This window comes from Pseudomonas sp. SK3(2021), assembly GCF_016772375.1.
In the GTDB taxonomy this organism is placed as follows: domain Bacteria; phylum Pseudomonadota; class Gammaproteobacteria; order Pseudomonadales; family Pseudomonadaceae; genus Aquipseudomonas; species Aquipseudomonas chlororaphis_I.
This window is the reverse complement of record NZ_CP061943.1, coordinates 2,086,075-2,105,351: the sequence shown is the minus strand read 5'-3', so window position 1 is coordinate 2,105,351 and position 19,277 is coordinate 2,086,075. Positions and strand designations below refer to the sequence as shown.

18 protein-coding genes are annotated in these 19,277 nt (G+C 64.8%); 6 read left to right on the top strand and 12 right to left on the bottom strand.

Annotation, left to right across the window (positions count from 1 at the left end):
* Nucleotides 1–363 precede the first annotated feature (363 nt).
* Nucleotides 364–1,125: an SDR family oxidoreductase gene (locus tag IF690_RS09560; protein WP_053278339.1), complete on the bottom strand. Its 762-nt coding sequence runs from the start codon at nt 1,123–1,125 to the stop codon at nt 364–366.
* A gap of 232 nt (nt 1,126–1,357) precedes the next feature.
* On the opposite strand from IF690_RS09560, the gene IF690_RS09555 reads away from it, so the two are divergent.
* Nucleotides 1,358–2,362, top strand: coding sequence for an NADP-dependent oxidoreductase (locus IF690_RS09555; RefSeq protein WP_202699879.1), 1,005 nt, complete (start codon nt 1,358–1,360; stop codon nt 2,360–2,362).
* Nucleotides 2,363–2,460: 98 nt separating this feature from the next.
* Here IF690_RS09555 and pyrF read toward each other — a convergent pair whose 3' ends face one another.
* The gene (gene pyrF / locus IF690_RS09550) at nt 2,461–3,159 is read right to left on the bottom strand and encodes an orotidine-5'-phosphate decarboxylase (RefSeq protein ID WP_007931610.1); all 699 of its coding nucleotides are present in this window, start codon (nt 3,157–3,159) and stop codon (nt 2,461–2,463) included.
* A gap of 315 nt (nt 3,160–3,474) precedes the next feature.
* Here pyrF and IF690_RS09545 point away from each other — a divergent pair, with 315 nt between their 5' ends.
* On the top strand, nt 3,475–4,239 hold the full coding sequence (locus IF690_RS09545; RefSeq protein ID WP_202699878.1) for a response regulator: 765 nt from the start codon (nt 3,475–3,477) through the stop codon (nt 4,237–4,239).
* Nucleotides 4,239–5,282 carry a sensor histidine kinase gene (locus IF690_RS09540; protein ID WP_202699877.1) on the top strand — a complete coding sequence of 348 codons (1,044 nt, stop codon included), beginning with the start codon at nt 4,239–4,241 and terminating at the stop codon, nt 5,280–5,282. The genes IF690_RS09545 and IF690_RS09540 overlap by 1 nt, the downstream gene beginning before the upstream one ends.
* Nucleotides 5,283–5,417: 135 nt before the next feature.
* Here the strand turns inward: IF690_RS09540 and IF690_RS09535 are convergent, their stop codons facing one another.
* The 10 genes from IF690_RS09535 to IF690_RS09490 form a co-directional block, all read right to left on the bottom strand.
* Entirely contained in the window at nt 5,418–6,470 is a 1,053-nt protein-coding gene (locus IF690_RS09535; RefSeq protein ID WP_202699876.1) for an AI-2E family transporter, read from the bottom strand.
* A gap of 83 nt (nt 6,471–6,553) precedes the next feature.
* Complete coding sequence (locus IF690_RS09530) at nt 6,554–7,360, bottom strand: DUF4892 domain-containing protein (RefSeq protein ID WP_202699875.1); 807 nt, start codon at nt 7,358–7,360, stop codon at nt 6,554–6,556.
* Between the two features lie 8 nt (nt 7,361–7,368).
* Nucleotides 7,369–8,028 carry a glutathione S-transferase family protein gene (locus IF690_RS09525; RefSeq protein WP_053278029.1) on the bottom strand — a complete coding sequence of 220 codons (660 nt, stop codon included), beginning with the start codon at nt 8,026–8,028 and terminating at the stop codon, nt 7,369–7,371.
* Between the two features lie 50 nt (nt 8,029–8,078).
* Nucleotides 8,079–8,933 carry an alpha/beta hydrolase gene (locus tag IF690_RS09520; protein WP_202699874.1) on the bottom strand — a complete coding sequence of 285 codons (855 nt, stop codon included), beginning with the start codon at nt 8,931–8,933 and terminating at the stop codon, nt 8,079–8,081.
* Complete coding sequence (locus IF690_RS09515; RefSeq protein ID WP_202699873.1) at nt 8,930–9,736, bottom strand: alpha/beta fold hydrolase; 807 nt, start codon at nt 9,734–9,736, stop codon at nt 8,930–8,932. Before IF690_RS09515 ends, IF690_RS09520 begins: the two co-directional genes overlap by 4 nt.
* Before the next feature lie 114 nt (nt 9,737–9,850).
* Entirely contained in the window at nt 9,851–10,294 is a 444-nt protein-coding gene (locus tag IF690_RS09510) for a hotdog fold thioesterase (protein WP_007931583.1), read from the bottom strand.
* Between the two features lie 30 nt (nt 10,295–10,324).
* Nucleotides 10,325–11,992, bottom strand: coding sequence for an AMP-binding protein (locus tag IF690_RS09505; RefSeq protein WP_202699872.1), 1,668 nt, complete (start codon nt 11,990–11,992; stop codon nt 10,325–10,327).
* A gap of 230 nt (nt 11,993–12,222) precedes the next feature.
* Nucleotides 12,223–12,672 (bottom strand): phosphohistidine phosphatase SixA, encoded by a 450-nt coding sequence (gene sixA / locus IF690_RS09500; protein WP_202699871.1) that lies wholly within the window; start codon nt 12,670–12,672, stop codon nt 12,223–12,225.
* Nucleotides 12,669–13,016, bottom strand: a complete 348-nt coding sequence (locus IF690_RS09495) for a DUF4389 domain-containing protein (protein ID WP_007931570.1) — start codon at nt 13,014–13,016, stop codon at nt 12,669–12,671. The genes sixA and IF690_RS09495 overlap by 4 nt, the downstream gene beginning before the upstream one ends.
* Nucleotides 13,017–13,034: 18 nt before the next feature.
* On the bottom strand, nt 13,035–14,060 hold the full coding sequence (locus tag IF690_RS09490) for an NAD(P)H-dependent glycerol-3-phosphate dehydrogenase (protein WP_202699870.1): 1,026 nt from the start codon (nt 14,058–14,060) through the stop codon (nt 13,035–13,037).
* A 194-nt stretch (nt 14,061–14,254) separates the two neighbouring features.
* On the opposite strand from IF690_RS09490, the gene IF690_RS09485 reads away from it, so the two are divergent.
* From IF690_RS09485 to IF690_RS09475, 3 genes are read left to right on the top strand one after another with little or no spacing between them, the layout of a single operon-like run.
* Nucleotides 14,255–16,378 carry a TonB-dependent receptor plug domain-containing protein gene (locus IF690_RS09485; RefSeq protein WP_202699869.1) on the top strand — a complete coding sequence of 708 codons (2,124 nt, stop codon included), beginning with the start codon at nt 14,255–14,257 and terminating at the stop codon, nt 16,376–16,378.
* Between the two features lies 1 nt (nt 16,379).
* Nucleotides 16,380–17,309: an ABC transporter substrate-binding protein gene (locus IF690_RS09480; RefSeq protein ID WP_202699868.1), complete on the top strand. Its 930-nt coding sequence runs from the start codon at nt 16,380–16,382 to the stop codon at nt 17,307–17,309.
* Complete coding sequence (locus tag IF690_RS09475) at nt 17,306–19,207, top strand: ATP-binding protein (RefSeq protein WP_202699867.1); 1,902 nt, start codon at nt 17,306–17,308, stop codon at nt 19,205–19,207. Before IF690_RS09480 ends, IF690_RS09475 begins: the two co-directional genes overlap by 4 nt.
* Nucleotides 19,208–19,277 lie beyond the last annotated feature (70 nt).

The following is a 19,277-nucleotide window of genomic DNA, read 5'->3' as shown; positions in this document are numbered from 1 at the left end:
CTGCTTGAGTCCATCGAAACGCTGGCTGATGGTCTGCAGGGACCAGACGCCTATGGCCGCCACCAGTGCCGTCAGAAGCAGCACCAGGGTGAAACCGACACCCAGTTTTTTCGCCATGCCGAGGTTGGCAAAACGTCCGTTCGTGGCCGAATTCATTGCGCTCAGTCCCCTTCCAGTCCCCAATGGCGACAGGGCCATTGTCCCGTTTTGCAGGTTCGCAACGGGTTGTACTGGAGCACAAGTCTCTGGCGTCGGAATAATGGCAAAAAGCTACGTTCAGGTCGTTTTCAGAATGGTCGAGGTCGATCCGGTACAGCCCCGGCAAGGCTCATTCACCAGGGCCGTCCATAAGGCAGGCAAGCGTCAGATGGCGGTGGCCCCCCCGTCGACCGCCAGCGCATGGCCGGTGGTGAAGGCCGCGCCGTCGCTGCACAGATACAGCACCGCGCTGGCGATTTCCTCGACCTTGCCGATCCGCCCGACCGGGTGCATCGCCGCGGCAAATTCGGCTTTCTTCGGGTCGGCCTCGTAGGCGCGGCGGAACATATCGGTATCGATCACCGCCGGGCACACCGCGTTGACGCGGATTTTCTTCTTCGCGTACTCGATGGCCGCCGACTTGGTCAGGCCGATCACCGCGTGCTTGGAGGCGGCATAGATGCTCATCTTCGGCGCCGCGCCAAGGCCGGCCACCGATGCGGTGTTGACGATGGCCCCGCCACCCTGGGCGAGCATCAGCGGCAACTGGTGCTTCATGCACAGCCACACGCCCTTGACGTTGACCGCCATGATCGCGTCGAACTCGTCCAGGGTGCCGTCCGCCAGCTTGCCCTTCTCGATTTCGATCCCGGCATTGTTGAAGGCATAGTCGAGGCGCCCGTAGCGGCTTACCACCTGGGCCATCAGGTTCTGCACATCCGCCTCGTCGGTGACGTTGCAACGCACGAACGACGCCTCGCCACCGGCGGCGCGAATCAATTGCACCGTGCCTTCGCCACCGGCGACGTCCAGGTCCGCCGCCACCACTTTCAGCCCCTCTGCGGCGAAAGCCAGGGCCGTGGCCCGGCCAATACCCGCCGCTGCGCCGGTGACCAAAACGACCTGGCCGGAAAACGTCATGCTCATGGTGATGCCCTCGATGGAATGCATGGATCGGATTGGCCCAGTCTAGGCACAGGCAACGAGCATGCGGCAGCACTATCAGAGGGCCGGTTGCCCACTTATCCGCCATGGTGATGAAGGCTGCCTACGACCATCACGCCTCTGGATCGCCCCCTATTCGCCACAGCGGCAAACCTTGCGGCATCGGGGCTGAAGGTCTATCAACTAGGGTTCCATTGATCCTTGAGTGCCTGCCATGACCACCCTGACCAATCGCCAGTTCCTGCTCGCCAAACGCCCGGTGGGCGCGGCAACCCGCGAAACCTTCACCTACCAGCAGGTTCCCGTCGGCGAACCGGCGGCCGGGCAGATCCTGGTGAAGAACCAATACCTGTCCCTCGACCCGGCCATGCGCGGCTGGATGAACGAAGGCAAGTCCTACATCCCGCCGGTGGGCATCGGTGAAGTGATGCGTGCGCTGGGCGTGGGCCAGGTGATCGCCTCGAACAATCCCGGCTTCGCCGTCGGCGACTACGTCAATGGCGCCCTGGGCGTGCAGGACTATTTCCTCGGCGAGCCGCGTGGCTTCTACAAGATCGATCCGAAACTGGCGCCGCTGCCGCGCTATCTGTCGGCCCTGGGCATGACCGGCATGACCGCCTATTTCGCCCTGCTGGACGTCGGTGCGCCGAAAGCCGGTGAAACCGTGGTGCTGTCGGGCGCGGCCGGCGCGGTGGGCAGCATTGCCGGGCAGATCGCCAAGATCAAAGGCTGCCGGGTGGTCGGCATCGCCGGCGGCCAGGACAAGTGCAAGTACCTGATCGACGAGCTGGGCTTCGACGGGGCCATCGACTACAAGAGCGAAGACATCCATGCCGGCCTCAAGCGTGAATGCCCGAAAGGCGTCGATGTGTATTTCGACAACGTTGGCGGCGACATTCTCGATGCCGTGCTCAGCCGCCTGAACTTCAAGGCCAGGGTGGTGATCTGCGGCGCCATCAGCCAGTACAACAATAAGGAAGCGGTCAAAGGCCCGGCCAACTACCTGTCGTTGCTGGTCAATCGCGCGCGCATGGAAGGCTTTGTGGTGATGGACTATGCGGCCCGGTTCGCCGCCGCCGGGCAGGAAATGGCCGGTTGGATGGCCAAGGGGCAGCTCAAGAGCAAGGAGGATATCGTCGAGGGGCTGGAAACTTTCCCGGAAACGCTGGCAAAGCTGTTCAGCGGCGAGAACTTCGGCAAGCTGGTGCTGAAGGTTTGAGACGGGCTTTTTGAATGGCGTTGGCGAACAAGCTCGCGCCTACAGGAAACGCATACCCCCTGTAGGAGCGAGCTTGCTCGCGATAGCGCGAAGCGCGCTTACGCCAGCTCGGCCACCACGGCCGCCAGGGCCTTGGCCGGATCCGCCGCCTGGCTGATCGGACGGCCGATCACCAGGTAATCGGAACCGGCATCCAGCGCCTGGCGCGGGGTAAGGATGCGTCGCTGGTCGTCCTGGGCACTACCCGCCGGACGAATCCCCGGCGTCACCAGTTGCAGCGACGGGTGCGCGGCCTTCAGTGCCTGGGCTTCCAGGGCCGAACAGACCAGGCCGTCCATGCCGGCCTTTTCCGCCAGGGCGGCGAGGCGCAGCACCTGTTCCTGCGGCTCGATATCCAGGCCGATGCCGGCCAGGTCTTCACGCTCCATGCTGGTCAGCACGGTCACGCCGATCAGCAGCGGTTTCGGGCCGCTGCGCTGGTCGAGCACTTCGCGGCAGGCCGCCATCATGCGCAAGCCACCGGAGCAGTGCACGTTGACCATCCACACACCCATCTCCGCGGCGGCCTTGACGGCCATCGCGGTGGTGTTGGGGATGTCATGGAATTTCAGGTCGAGGAAGACCTCAAACCCCTTGTCGCGCAGGGTGCCGACAATTTCCGAAGCGCAACTGGTGAACAGTTCCTTGCCGACTTTGACCCGGCACAGCTTGGGGTCCAGCTGATCAGCCAGTTTCAGTGCGGCGTCACGGGTGGGAAAGTCCAGGGCGACGATGATAGGGGTCTGGCAAGCGGACATGAAGGGGCTCTCAGGCAAGTCGAAATCGGCGCGGATTGTAGCGCAAGCGGCGGCGCTCCGGGACCCGATGATCGGTAATTCATCGCCAACGGCAGCTTGCGTACCGACAAAAACCCGCAGATGCCCGCGCCTGACGGCAATTGTGTCGAGCCCGATACACTTCCGACACGCCGGCAACAACCAGCCCGGCTACCCTCGCCAACCGCAACACTCCCGAACAGCACTTCCAGCCCCAGGGCCGGACGCCTATGCTGAAGCCACCACCTCGCCGCCCCTCTTTGTGGCAGGCAGCCTACCAGGCAGATGATCGCACCCATGCACAACATTCCTGCTCCCCTTAACGACGATCAGAAAGCACCTGGCACGGGTGACGACAAGCGCTGGAACACCCGGGCGCTGATCGTCGACGACGACATACCGATCCGCGAACTGCTGATCGACTACCTGGCCCGCTTCAATATCCACGCCACCGGCGTGACCGACGGAGCGGCGATGCGCCAGGCCTTGCAGGCGGAACACTTCGACGTGGTGGTGCTCGACCTGATGCTGCCCGGCGAAGACGGCCTGTCCCTGTGCCGCCGGCTGCGCACCGAATCGGACATCCCGATCCTGATGCTCACCGCCCGCTGCGAGCCCACCGACCGGATCATCGGCCTGGAGCTGGGGGCCGACGACTATATGGCCAAGCCCTTCGAGCCCCGGGAACTGGTGGCGCGGATCCAGACCATCCTGCGTCGGGTCCGCGACGACCGCACCGAACAGCGGGCCAATATCCGCTTCGACAACTGGCGCCTGAACAGCGTGCTGCGCCAGCTGATCTCCGCCGATGGCCTGGTGGTGCCGCTGTCCAACGCCGAGTTTCGCCTGCTCTGGGTGTTCATCGAACGCCCGCGCCGAGTGCTAAGCCGCGAACAGCTGCTGGACGCTGCCCGTGGCCGCTCCATCGAAGCCTTCGATCGCAGCATCGACCTGCTGGTCTCGCGCCTGCGGCAGAAGCTCGGCGACGACCCGAAATCGCCGCAGTTGATCAAGACCGTGCGCGGCGAAGGCTACCTGTTCGACGCCCGAGACATCGGCTGATGCGTGGGCGCTTCGATACGCTGTTCGGCCGCCTGTTCGGGGTATTGCTGATCGCGATCGTGCTCGCCCACCTGCTCGCCTTCTTCTGGTTCCGCCTCTACGGCCCGCCTCCGCATCCGCATCCGCCGGCCAGCGAATTCAGCGGCCAGCCACAACCCGGTAGCGGACGCTTCGAACCGCGGCCGCCGCGGCCCTGGTTCGGCGGGCCGATCGTGCCGCTGACCTTCCAGTTCATCTCGCTGATCATCGCCGCCTGGTACGGCGCCAAGCTGCTGACCCGGCCGATCCAGCGCCTGAGCGATGCCGCCGAGCGTCTCAGCGAAGACCTCGACAGCCCGCCGCTGGACGAGTCCGGCCCGCGGGAAGCGCGGCAGGCGGCCCATACCTTCAACCTGATGCAACGGCGCATCCAGGAGCAGGTCAAGCAGCGCGGGCGCATGCTCGGCGCGGTTTCCCATGACCTGCGCACGCCCCTGTCGCGCCTCAAGCTGCGGCTGGAACAGATCGAAGACAACAAGCTGCAGGGCCAGATGCGCCAGGACCTCGACGACATGATCAGCATGCTCGACGCGACCCTGAGCTATCTGCACGAACAGCGCACCAGCGAGGCCCGGCAGTGGATGGACGTGCAGGCGTTGGTGGAATCGCTCTGTGAAAACGCCCAGGACCAGGGTGCCGACGTGCAGACCAGCGGCCATTGCGCGCCCTTGCAAGTACAGCCGATGGCCCTGCGCTCCTGCCTGAACAACCTGCTGGACAACGCCCTGCGCTATGCCGGACATGCCCGCATCAGCCTGCAGGACAGCCGCGAGCAGGTGCTGATCCGGGTCATCGACCACGGCCCGGGCATCGCCGAAGACCAGCGCGAAGCGGTGTTCGAACCCTTCTATCGGCTGGAGGGCTCGCGCAACCGCAACTCCGGCGGCGTCGGCCTGGGCATGACCATCGCCCGCGAGGCCGCCGAACGCCTGGGCGGGCAACTGCACCTGGAAGAAACCCCCGGCGGCGGCCTGACCACCGTGGTGCGCCTGCCCCGCGCCTGAACCGCCCGTGTGTACCGACCGGTACAAACCTCACATACCCACGACACCTGGCCGCCTGAGCGCCGCCGTCACCGTAGCCGCTGCCGAGCAGCGGCTACAGGGAGAGCGGGCACGGATGCCCGCGTTCTGCATGAATCAGCGCTTGTCTTCGACCCGTGCCTGGCTGGCGCTCCAGTCGGTCAACAGGCTGTAGGCCACAGCCAGCAGGGTCGGGCCGATGAACAGGCCGATGAAGCCGAACGCGATCAACCCGCCGAAGACCCCGAGCAGCACGATCACCAGAGGCAGGTTACCGCCCCGGCTGATCAGGTAGGGTTTGAGCACGTTGTCGACGCCGCTGATGATGAAGGTGCCCCAGATACCGAGGAACACCGCCATCCCGTATTCGCCCTTCCAGGCCAGCCAGGCGGTGGCTGGAATCCACACCAGCGGCGGCCCCATGGGAATCAGGCTGAGCAGGAAGGTGACGATGCCCAGCACCAGCGCGCCCGGCACGCCGGCGATCAGGAACCCGATCAGGGCCAGGATCGCCTGGGCCGCCGCGGTGCCGATCACACCGTTGACCACCCGCTGCACCGTACCGGCCACCAGTTCGATGTAGTAGCCGGCGCGATCGCCGATCAGGCGCTCCAGCAGCCCATGGACGAACGCCGCCAGGCGCGGACCGTCGCGATAGAAGAAAAACACGAAGACGATGCTCAGGGTCAGTTCGAGGATCCCGCCACCGATCTGCGCACTGCGGGCCAGCAGCCAGTTGCCGACCTGCCCCAGGTAAGGCTTGACCGCCAGCATCATCGCCGCGCCCTGCTGGTCGATGCTGTTCCACAGCCCCACCAGCCGTTCGCCGACGAAGGGCACGCCGACCAGCCAGCCCGGCGCTTCGGGCAGGCCATCGACCTGCACATCCTTGATAAAGGCAGTGGCATCGCGCACATGGTCGGCCAGGTTGAAACCAAGCCAGACCAGTGGCGCTGCCACCAACAGCATCCAGCCCAGGGTCAGCACGGCCGCGGCCAGGGACTCGCGGCCATTGAGCCAGCGGGTCAGCAGGCGCATCAGCGGCCAACTGGCAAACGCCAGTACCGCCCCCCAGAACAACGCGGACCAGAACGGCGCCATGACCCAGAAGCTGGCGCCGAACAGCACCAGAAGCAGGATCTGCACCAACAGGCGATCATTATTGAGCATGTAGGATCTCGAGAAAGGTCAACTCACCAAGCGTAGGCGAACGGCGGATCACTCGTTCGCCTGCGCTCGTTCAATGCAACAGTTCAGCGCAGCAGCTCGAGGCGCAGGCCAGGAGCCTCGCTACCGCCGGTTTCCATGCGTGCCGCCCGCACACCCTGGCCGATCAGGGCCTGGCGCCAGGCTTCGGCATTCGGCCCGGAAACACTGACCCGCAAGGTGGTATCGAGGTTCAACCCGCGCGACAGCAAGGTCAGCCAGGTGGGCTGGGGGTCGCCGCCGAGCTTGGGCAGGTCCAGCTCGCCGGTGTCCTTGAGCTGGCGCAACAGGGTGGCCGAGGTCGGCAACAACTCGCCCAGGGGAGTACTGGCGTCGAATTGCTCGACATGCAGGTACGCCCGGCGATTGCCGCGGGTAATGCTGTACAGGGCCACCAGCGAATTGTCGTTGGGCGCGGCCAGGCGCAACAGCAGGTAGGCCTGCTGGGCATCGGCGCCGTACAGCTTGGCGTTGCCGAACACCTCGTTGGCCCACAGGCTGCTTTCCCCGCAATCCCGGGCCTGGCACCAGAACAACAGTTCGGCGCCCTGCTTCTGCAAGGCTTCGCGGGCGGCGGTAAAGGCCGCGGTCGAGGAATGTTCCGGCGGCAGCTCGTAGGTCACCGAAGTCGCGGTGCCGCGCGCGCCGACCTGGCCATCGAAACGCAGCTGGCCGCTGATCTTGCGGATCGACCCCATGGGATAGATCCGCTCCATCTCGCTCGCCGGGCGGTAGTCGACGATCTGCGCGTCAGGCATGCGCGGCACGATCGGCAAGTCATGGCTGCCGGGCAAGTCGGCGGCGAGGAGCAAGGGGCTGGCACAGGACAACAGCAGGGCACTGAATAAACGCATGGGTGCTCTCATCGGATCAGCATGGCCTGGGCGCCCTTGATGACACTGGCGTCATCCGTGCGCTGCGGAACCAGCAGCCCGCGCTGCACCGCCGGGCGCGCCTCGAGGGTCGCCATCCAGCGTTGCAGGGCCGTCAGGCCTTCCACCGGCACCCCGGACCATTCATGGCCGCGCACCCAGGGAAAGGTAGCGATATCAGCAATGCTGTAGTCGCCAGCGAGGAATTCGACCTCCTGCAAACGGGTGTCGAGCACCTCGTACAAGCGCCGGGTTTCATGCTGGTAACGATCGATGGCGCCCTGGAGCTTTTCCGGAAAGTAGCGGAAGAACACATTGGCCTGGCCCTGCATCGGGCCGATGCCGCCCATCTGGAACATCAGCCACTGGATCACCCGGGAACGCCCCTTGGGATCGCTGGGCAGCAACTGCCCGCTGAGTTCAGCCAGGTAGATGAGAATCGCGCCGGACTCGAACACGGCAAAATCGCCATTGGCGCGGTCGACAATCGCCGGAATCCGGCCATTGGGATTGATCTTGAGAAAGCCTGGAGCCTTTTGTTCCTTCTTGTCGAAACTCAGGGCATGCACCGTATAGGGCAGGCCGAGTTCCTCGAGCACGATAGAGACCTTGTGGCCATTCGGGGTCGCAGCGGTGTAGAGATCTATCATGGTTGTCTCCCATTTCAACCCGCCCAGCCTCGACAGTTGCCCGCTGCAAGTCAAGAAACGGCGAAAAACCTATTGAAACAGTCTGCAACAAGGCTCGCGCCGGCTTCGTCGTTCAAGTGCAGGTGATGGCCACCGGGCAGCTGTTCCCGGCTGAAGGGTAGCCGTTCCAGCAACTCCGGGTGCTTGGCCAGCATGCCGTCGGCCGCCACCACCAGTTGGGCCGGACAGGACAGGCGCTGGACGAACGTCATGGCCTGCTCCTGGGTCAGGCGCAGCGGCGAAGCCAGGGTCAGGCGGCTGTCGCTGCGCCAAGTGTAGCCCCCCGGGACCGGCATCAGGCCACGTTGCGCGAGCAGTTCGGCGGCTTCGCGGCTGACCGCGACCACGCCTTTCATCCGCGCCTCGATGGCGCGGTCCAGGGTGGCGTAGACCGGCTTGCGCTTTTCCCGCAGGTCCAACTGGGCCTGCAAGGCCATGCCCATGCGCTCGGCGGCATTCTCACCGGTGGCGGTCGGCGGAATCACCCCGTCGATCAGCGCCAGGTGGCTCACCCGCTCGGGCAACGAGCCGGCCAGCACCAGCGAGACAATCGCTCCAAGGGAATGCCCGAGCAGGCCAAAGCGTTTCCAGCCCAGTTGCTCGGCGACCTGCAACACGTCGTACACGTAATCCCAGAGCGCATAGCTGGCACCCAGGGGGCGGTGTCCGGAATGGCCGTGCCCGGCCATGTCCAGGGCGACAATGCGCAAGCCACGCAGCCTGGGCGCCAGCCGCGCGAAGCTGTTGGCGTTGTCCAGCCAGCCATGCAAGGCAATGACCGGCAAGCCGTCCTCGGGGCCGAACAGGTGCGCCGCCAGCTCGATATGCGGCAGGCTCAGGCGGACCTCTTCCACCGCGGCGCTCATGCGCAACTCCGTTCGGCGCGGGCTTCCCAGCGGCCGAAGAGTTTTTTCAACAGGGCCGCGGTGTCCTGCGGGCGCTCCAGCGGGAACATGTGCCCGCCCGGCATGCTCAGGGATTCGCCATGGGGCATGCGCCCGACACTGCTGGCATGGTGCTTCATCACCACCCGGCTCTGGCGCCCGCGCACCACCGCCAGCGGCACCTTCAACTGCCGGGGGCGGCCCGGGCTGGTGTGTGGTACGCCGCGATAGATGCTGATCTCGGTGGCCGGGTCGAAGCGTAGCCGCAAACGGCCGTCGACCTGGTGCAGGCCGTGTTGCAGGTAGGCGTCGAAACACTCGGGGTCGAAGCCGCGGAACAGGGTCTTGCCGGCAAAATACTTGCGCGCCGACTCCAGGTCGCTGAACTCCTCGCGCCGTCCCAGGGTCCGGCCGGCTGGGGTCAGGCGATCGATAAAACCGAAACGCTTGGCGGCGCGAATCACCCATTGATCGGCACGGGTCAGCACCGGCGAGTCGAGCATCACCACCCCGCGATACAGCTCCGGGCAACGCAGCGCCGCGTGCAGGTGCAAGACACCGCCGAAAGAATGGCCGACGCCCCACACCGGCTCGGCCTGCTGTTGCAGATGGTGGATCAGTTCGTCCACCAGGTTCAGCCAGTTGTCGTCCGCCGGAAAGCGCGGATCGTGGGCGTGCTGCTGCAAATGCGCCACTTGATATTCGGGCGCCAGGGCGGCGAACAACTTGCCGTAGGTCCCCGAGGGAAACCCGTTGGCGTGAGCGAAAAACACCTGTTGCGACATACCGGCTAACTCATGAACAAAAAACGATGGCTGATTGTCCGCACGCCATTACCCGACGGCAATGACAGTAACGGTCAAGAATGATGACACGCAGCCTCTGCCTATGGGGATCACTCAACGAGCCGGTGGCGTCTGCCCCAGCGGCACCACGGCCATGGTCAGGCGCGATACGCAGCTGGCCTTGCCTTCGTCGCTGCAGAGGCGAATATCCCAGACATGGGTGGTACGCCCGATATGAATCGCCCTGGCCACCGCCGTCACCCGGCCGGAACGCAGGCCGCGCAGGTGGTTGGCGTTGATCTCCAGGCCCACGCAGTAGAACTTGCTGGCGTCGATGCACAGGTAGCTGGCCATGGAGCCGACCGTTTCCGCCAGCACCACCGAGGCGCCGCCATGCAGCAGGCCATAGGGTTGGTGGGTGCGATGGTCGATCACCATGCTCGCGGTCAGGGACTCGTCGTCGAAGGACTCGAAGCGGATGTCCAGCACCTCACCAATGGTGTTTTTCTGGATCGCGTTCAGTTGCTCGATGTTCGGGGTGGTACGCCATAAGCTCATCACTGCATCCTTTAAGGTGGTTATCCGCGCTCAATCCTGCCACAGCACCGCTTCGGAGCGCTCGCTCCACTCTTTGAAGCGCTCGCCGTAGGTGGCTTCGATGACATTGCGCTTGATCTTCAGGGTCGGGGTCAGAAAGCCGTTTTCCACCGCCCAACTGTCCTTCACCACCACCAGGCGGTGCAAGCGCTCATGCTTGTCGAGCGCACCGTTGACCTCATCGAGCAGGCTTTCCAGGCTCGCATGCAGGCCGCCACGGGCGTTGCCTGCGGCGTCCTGCAAACCAGCCGCGGACAACACGCACAAGCCCAACGGCGCACTCAGGCCATCGCCGACCACGCATACCTGCTCGATCCGCGCATGCACCGCCAGCCGGTTCTCGATCGGCGCCGGGGCCACGTACTTGCCCTTGCTGGTCTTGAAGATTTCCTTGAGCCGCCCGGTCAGGCGCAGATTGCCATCGGCGTCCTGCTCGCCCTTGTCGCCGGTACGCAGGAAACCATCCGCGGTGACGGTTTGCGCAGTCTTCTGCGGGTCCTTGAAGTAGCCGAGCATAGTCGCCCCGCTGCGCACCTGGACCTCTCCAGCCTCGTCGATCCGCACCTCGACGTCCGGGCAGGGCCGACCGATCCAGCCGGGTACATGCTGGCCGCTGCGGCCGATGTGGGAATAACCGCAACTTTCGGTCATGCCGTACACCTCCAGCACGTCGAGGCCCAGGCGCTGGTACCAGTCCAACAGGGTCTGCGGCACCGGCGCGGCGCCGGACAAGGCGACCCGCAGCGCATCCAGCCCCAGCCCGGCCAGTACCTTGCGCCCGACCCGCTTGCCGATGAACGGCAGGCCCAACAGGAAGTCCAGGCGCTTGGCCGGGACCTTGCCGTACACGCCCATCTGGAACTTGGTCCAGATCCGCGGCACGCCGAACAACGCCGTGGGCCGCGCCCGCTGCAGGTCGGTGAGGAAGGTCTCCAGGCTCTCGGCGAAGAACACCGTCTGCCCGGTATAGATCGCCGCCAGCTCGACGAACATGCGTTCGGCCACATGGCACAGCGGCAGGTAGGACAGCAGCCGGTCCGTCGGCCCGAGGCCGAACAGCTGGGTGCCGCGGGTCGCCGCAAAACCCAGGGTGCCGAAGCTGTGCATCACGCCCTTGGGCAGGCCGGTGGTGCCCGAGGTGTAAATGATGGTCGCCAGTTGCTCGGCGGCGGGGCTGGGGTCGTCCTGGATCGGCGAGCACTGCTGCAATTGGTCCCAGGTGAAGTCGAAGCGGCCTTCGGGGCAGATCGGCAGGCTGATGGTCGGCAGCCCGGGTTTCACCCCGGGAGCCATCGCCGGCCAGTCATCGAGCTTGCCGATGAATACCAGGGCCGACTCGGAATGCTCCAGCACCTGGGCCACCGAATCGGCGGTCAGGTTGGGATACAGGGGTACGGAAACGTGACCGGCCATCCAGATCGCCAGGTCGGCAATGATCCAGTGGGCGCAGTTCTTGGAAATGATCGCGATATGACTGCCTGGCGGCAACTCGCGAGCGCGCAGCCAGTGGGCGGCGCAGCGGGCCTGGTGGCCGACGTCGGCCCAGGTCAGCTCTTCGACCCGGCCACCGCCCAGGGGCTGGACCAGGAAACGTTGGCGGGGATGACGAGCTTCGCGCTCGTAGAACACTTCCAGCGGCAAACGAAAAGCAGCAGACATGCGACTCGCTCCTTTGTTTTTGTTCTGATCGTGAGGCTAGCCAACCAAGCACTTGCTCGGGCGACTATTCCACGCACAAAGGTAGGCTGCAAGTTAAGAAATGTAGCGAAAAGAACAGATCGTCACAGGAGCGAGGCTTGCCCGCGAAGGGCAGCGGCACGGGGTGCCTGAAACTACGCGGCCCCCTTCAGTGCGGGCAAGCCTCGCTCCTACCGCCCAGGAATTCAGGCTCAGGGATTCTTGATGCTGTTGAGGGTCATCAGGCCGGCCAGCGGCCAGTCGCCTTCGAGTTCCGCCAGGCCTGCGGTATGCATCGGCTGGGGATTGCGCAGATGGCCGTGCTGCAGGAAACCGATCAGGTTGCCCACCAGCGGCTGGTGGCTGACCAGCAGCACGTTGTCCACCGAGTCGAGCTGGGCGACCACCGACAGCGGGTTGTTGTCCGGCGTCAACCAGGACACGGTGCGGATTTCCGCTTCGAAGCCCAGGGCTTCGCGCACCAGCCTCGCCGTCTGCTGCGCCCGCGCATAAGGGCTGGCGATGATCGCGCTGAGCGGCTGGCCGATCAGGTGCGCGGCGCTGCGCAGGGCTTCCTCGCGACCATGCTCGGTCAGGTTGCGCTCGGCATCGCTGCGCGCATGCGGCTCGGCTTCACCGTGACGCAACACCCAGAGCTTCACAGCTTGGGCTCCTCGTCCCGCACCGGATGGGGCGCCGGTGGCACCACATGCGGCGCTTCGCCTTCAGGGGCGCGCGGGGCCGGCCAGTCGGCGAACGGCCAAGGCTTCTGGTCGGTGTGGAAACTGCCGAAGCGACCGATCTGCGCCAGGAACTGGCTCAGGCTGTCGCCGAAGTTCATCAGGCTGGCACTCGGCGAACCGTAGATCAGCCGGTAGATCAGCTGCACCAGCACCAGCGCGCCGAGGATGAATTGCGCCACTTGCCAGACCAGCACGAACACCAGCATCCACAGCACACGCAGCAGGATGGATTCGTACTTGGCTTCGGAATTCGTATCGTTCATGTCTCGCTCCTGTCCTGCTCAGTTGAAACCACTGGTGGAGATAAAATCGACATCGGTTTTCGGCTCGCCGCGCATCAGCAACTCGATGACCTGATTCAGCGTGCGACCTTCAAACAGGATGGCATGTAATCCGGCCACCAGCGGCATATATACGCCCACTTCCTGTGCCTTGACCTTGAGCACCTTGAGGGTGTTCACGCCTTCGGCCACCTCGCCGAGCCGGTCCACCGCCTCTTCCAGGCTCAGGCCTTCGCCCAGGGCGAAACCGACCTGATAGTTGCGGCTCTTGGGCGACGAGCAGGTGACGATCAGATCGCCGACCCCCGCCAGGCCGAGGAAAGTCATCGGGTTGGCGCCCTGGCTGACGGCGAAACGGGTCATTTCCGCCAGCGCCCGGGTAATCAGCATGCTCTTGGTGTTTTCTCCCATGCCCAGCGCCACGGCCATGCCGGCGATGATCGCGTAGACGTTCTTCAACGCCCCGCCCAGCTCGACACCGAAGCGGTCGGCGCTGGCATAGACGCGGAAGGTACGGCCATGCAGGGCCGCCTGCACGCGCTGGCAGAGTTCCTCGTCTTCGCTGGCGATCACGGTGGCGGTCAAGGCGTGCTCGGCCACTTCACGGGCCAGGTTCGGCCCGGACAGCACGCCGATCCGCGCTTTGGGTGCGATCTCTTCGAGGATTTCGCTCATCAGCTTGAAGGTCTGCGCCTCGATGCCCTTGGTCAGGCTGACCAGCAGCTTGCCGGCGAGCAGCTGCGCATGGGGCGCCAGCACCGAGCGCAGGGCGCTGGAGGGCAAGGCGACAAAACACAGGTCACTGTCGTTCAGGGTGGCCAACAGATCGGTCACCGGCTCCACCGCCGGATGAATCTTGATGCCTTTGAGGTAACGCGGATTTTCGCGATGAATGCGAATGGCCTCCGCCTGCTCCGGGTCACGCATCCACTGCCGCACCCGATGACCGTTCTCGGCCAGCAGATTGGCCACGGCGGTACCAAAGCTTCCGCCTCCCAGGACCGCGATAGGGCGCTGTTCAGTCATATGCAATCCGTCAATCCATACAGTGGCGATGGCGGCATTATACGGGGCAGCCCTGCGGCGGCCAGCCCTGTGAACAATTAGGCACAAATGCCGGGAAAACACCGATTAGAACCTGGATTGTCGGGGTTATCGACTGGAAAAGCCGGTCATCTCGGTTAACATGCGCGGCAATTATCCGTTATCAAGGCTGTGCCGTGTATCCTGGCCCTCCCCTCTCCCGTCCATCGCTCTTGCTGGCGCTGCTTTGCAGCCCTCCGGTGCTGGCCGACGATCTGTTCCTGGACAGCCAGCCGCTGCCGGAAATCCTCACCGCCACCCGTCTGAAACAGTCCCCCGCGGCAGTGCCCGGCAGCATGACCGTGCTCGACAGCGAACTGATCGACGCCAGCGGCGCCCGCGACATCAGCGAACTGCTGCGCCTGGTGCCGGGAATGATGGTCGGTAATATCAACGGCAACCAGGCCGCGGTGAATTATCACGGCACCAATGCCAGCGAAGCGCGACGCATGCAGGTGCTGATCGACGGGCGCTCGGTGTACCGGGCCGGCCTGGCCACCGTGGACTGGAGCGACATTCCGGTGGCCATCGAGGACATCGAGCGCATCGAGGTATTCCGCGGCCCCAACACCGTCAGTTACGGCGCCAACGCGCTGATGGCAGTGATCAACATCATTACCCGCTCGCCCGCCAACAGCCACGGCACGCGGGTCAAGGTCACCCGCGGCCAGCGCGGTATCAGCGACTGGTACGCCAGCCAGGGCACCGGCTGGGACAGCGGCGACCTGCGTCTGTCGCTGTCCGGGCAGGAGGACGACGGCTTCGACAGCGATCGCAACGGCGCCGACTACCGCGACAGCCGGCGCTTGAACCGCTTCAGCCTGTCGGTCAGCCAGATGCTCGACGAGCAGCAGAGCATCGATTGGCAGCTCAGCGCCAAGGAAGGCAGCAACCAGCGCCCCTATACCTACCGCCCGGTGTTTTCCGGTATCACCTCGGCCGGCTACAACTCCGACGTGATCGCCAAGGACTATGCCGGCTCGCTGCGCTGGAACCTGGACATCAACCCGGACCACAGCCTTTATATACAAGGCTCGGTCCAGCACTGGGACCGCCAGCAGAACTGGCGCGCCTGTGACGCCGAAGTGTCGTTCAGCCCGGAACTGACCCGCCTCTGGCAGCTCAACCCGAACTACGCCGAACGGCTGGCCCGGCACATGGAGAATTTCACCGGCTCCGGCGCCCCTCCGGGTACCGCGGCTGAACAGGCCCTGGCGAACCAGGTGCTGACGCAATGGAAGGACGGCGCCAAGCGCACGGTCTGCGGAGATATCGACCAGAGCGCCCGTGAATCGCGCTATGACCTCGAACTGCAGGACACCCTGAGCTTGTCCGACGGCGTGCGCCTGGTCAGCGGCCTGAACTATCGCTACGACCGCGCCGACTCGGAAACCTATTTCAACGGCACCCTCGACGACAGCACCTGGCGCGCATTCGGCCAGCTGGAATGGCGCGCCACCGAGCACTGGCTGTTGCAGGGCGGCGCCATGTTCGAGGACTCGCAACTGAGCGGCAGCTCGCTGACCCCGCGGGTGGCGGTCAACTACCTGATCAACCCGCGCCACGGCCTGCGGGCAGTGTATTCGGAAGCGATCCGCTCGCCGGACATGTTCGAGAACAACGTCAACTGGAGCTACCGGGTCACCAAGCTGAGCCCGGCCGCCTACGGCCAGCCCAGCGCCCAGTATTTCGTCAAGACCCGCGGCCCGGGCAACCTCGACCAGGAACGCATGCGCTCACGGGAGCTGGGCTACAACGGCTTTTTCGCCGATCTCGGGCTGAACCTCGATGTGAAGCTGTTCTACGACGAAATCAGCGGGATGATCAGCGAGCCGCTGCGCAACAACCAGTACATCGCCAGCAACAGCAACTCCTCACGCTTCGCCGGCACTGAAACCCAGCTGGACTGGCGCCTGGACCCGGCGGACCGGCTGCGCCTGACGTACGCCTATGTCGATGCCGAGGCCAGCAACCCGCTGGACGAGCAATTGACCGCGCGCCACAGCGGCTCGGCGGGCTGGTTGCGCGACTGGGGCCAGGGCTGGTCCAGCGCGCTCTTCTACTATGGTTCCAGCGCGCTCAACGGTTACCGCTTCGAACGGGTCGATACCCGCGTCGCCAAGCGCATCCCCCTGGGCAAGGGTAGCCTGGAGCTGGCCGGCGTACTCCAGCAACGGCTCGACGACGAGCCCACCACCTTTGTCGACAACAACTATGACTCGCACCACGTCCTCTACTTCAGTGCGGAGTTGACGTTCTAGCATGAGCCACCGTCAGTCAGGGACGACGCTTGCCTTGAGCCGCTTCCGGGTTCGCCTGCTGCTGTTCTGTTGCCTCTGGGGTGCACTCCCGGCATGGGCGGCCCAGGTGTTGCTGACCGGCGCCGAAGACAGCACCGGCGTGCGGGCCTTCGCCCAGGCACTGGCGCAACAGCGGCCACAGGACGAAGTGCGCTTCGAACTCCTGGCCAACCTGCCTGCCCCCGGTCAATTGCCAGCAGGGACCCGGCTGATCCTGCTCGACCCGGCCAGCCTGGAGTGGCGCCAGCAGGAAACCCAGGGCCCGGCCACCCTGGTGCTGCGCATCGGCCGGATCCAGGCCCAGCAGCGCCTTGGGGCAACGGCCTCGCCCCGGCTGAGCCTGTTATGGAGCGACCCGCCGCTGGCTCGGCAATTGCAGTTGATCCGCAAGATTCTCCCCCAGGCCCGGCGGATCGGCGTGCTCTACGGCGCCGACAGTGAATTCCTGCTCAAGGAACTGCACCAGGCCGCCCATCCCCTGGGGCTGGAAATCGTCGCCGAGCGCTGGGACGACACTAATGACAGTCGCCCGCTGCAAAGCCTGCTGAAAAGCAGCGACGTCCTGCTGGGGCTGGACGACCCACAGCTGTACAACCCGAAAACCGCGAAGAACCTGTTATTGAGCAGCTATGCCCGGCAGCTGGCGCTGATCGGCCCCAATGCCGGCTTCGTCAAGGCCGGCAGCCTGGCCAGCACCTACAGCGACCAGGACGACTGGTTGCAGGTGCTCGACGATTTGCTGGACCGGCCCACGACCCACTGGCCGCGTACCCTGTATCCGCAACCGTTCAAGGTGTTGAGCAACCCGCAAGTGGCACGCTCCCTGGGTGTCGAACCGATTGACGAGCAATCGGTGGCGACCCAGCTGGCCGAAGGAGAAAAACGCCCATGACCTTCCGTCGCCGTTGGGACATCAGTACCCGCACCCAGATCATCTGCCTCGGCCCGGCGCTGCTGCTGACCCTGCTGCTGATCAGCTTCTTTACCTTCGTGCGGATCCAGGATCTGCGCCAGGAGCTCAACCACACCGGCCAGTTGATCGCCAACCAGCTGGCGCCGGCCACCGAGTACGGGGTGATCTCGGGCAACAGCGAAGGCCTCGAGAGCCTGCTCAAGGCCACCCTGGCCACGCCCCATGTGCGCTTTCTCGAAGTCCAGGACAGCCGCAACAAGATCCTGGTGTACGTCGAGCAGCCTTCGGAGACCCACAACCGTTCCCAGCAGGTGGAAGTGTTCCAGGCCCCGGTGCGCCTGCAACGCATCCAGCTCAGCAACGACTTTTTCCAGGACGACCCGAGCGCCAGCGTGAGCCCGAACGAGGACTACCTGGGGCGGGTGATCGTCGGCATGTCCAACGACGCCTTCAGCCAGCGCCAGCAGGAGATCCTGCTCAAGGCTGGCATCCTCGCGCTGTTCGCCCTGTTGTTCACCTTCCTCCTGGCCCGCCGCCTGGCGGCCAGCCTGTCGCAGCCGATCAGCGCCATGGGTACCGCGGTCAAGGCCATTCAACAGGGTGACTTCAAGACTCCGCTGCCGATCGTCGACGATGCCGAGCTGGGCGATCTTTCACGGCATATCAATAACCTGGCCGCCGGCCTCGAGCAGGCCAGCCGCGAGCAGCACCAGGCCATGGCGCAATTGATCCAGACCCGCGAAGAAGCGGAGCGGGCCAACAACGCCAAGTCGGACTTCCTGGCGATGATGAGCCATGAACTGCGCACCCCCATGAACGGCGTGCTGGGCATGCTGCAACTGCTCGAAACCACGGAAATGACCGATGAGCAGCACGAGTACGCGGCGCTGGCCTCCGAGTCCACCGAGCACCTGCTCAAGGTGATCAACGACATCCTCGACTTCTCGCGCATCGAGCGTTCGGCCCTGGAGCTGGAGCACATCCCGTTCAACCTCGCCGAACTCATCGGCAGCTCGGCCCAGGCCTTCCAGCACAGCGCCGCGCAGCGCGGGCTGGACCTGCAGCTGCGGCTGCCGCCCGGCATGGAATCGCTGCAAGTCAAGGGCGACCCGACGCGCATCCGACAGATCCTGGTGAACCTGATCGGCAACGCCTTGAAGTTCACCGAACAAGGCAGCGTCACCATCGAGCCGCAATGGCAGGCCCTGGACCATGAACTGCTGTGGTTCACCTGTAGCGTGCGCGACAGCGGGATCGGCATCAGCCCGCAAAGCCTGGAACTGATGTTCAACGCCTTCCAGCAGGCCGACAGTTCGATTTCCCGGCGTTATGGCGGCACCGGCCTGGGGCTGCCGATCGCCCGCACCCTGGCCGAACGCATGGGCGGCACCCTGCGCGCGCAGAGCGAGGAAGGTCGCGGCTCGGTGTTCACCCTGGAGATCCCGCTGGCGCTGTACCAGCAAAGCCTGCCGGTGCTGGCGCCGCGAGTGCACAGCGGGCATGCCCATGGCGAAGGACGCAACGTGCTGCTGGTGGAAGACAACCCGGTCAACCAGACCGTGATCCAGGCCATGCTGCGCAGCCTGGGCTTCACGGTCAGCATCGCCACCGACGGCGCCCAGGCCATTCGCAGCGCCGAAAGCCTGATTTTCGAGGCGATCCTGATGGATTGCCGACTGCCGCTGATCGACGGTTACGAGGCCACCCGGCAGATCCGCCAACTGCCCGGATGCGCCGACCTGCCGATCATCGCCTTGACCGCCAACGCCTTGCAGGGCGACCGCGAAGCCTGCTTGTCGGCGGGAATGAACGATTACCTGGCCAAGCCGTTCAAACGCACGGATCTGCAGCAAATTCTCCAACGTTGGGTGCAGTAGCGGCCATTTATCGACCATCTGCGACTGGCGTGAAGGGCGAAAGTGCGGCAGTCTTAGGCACCCGAACAGG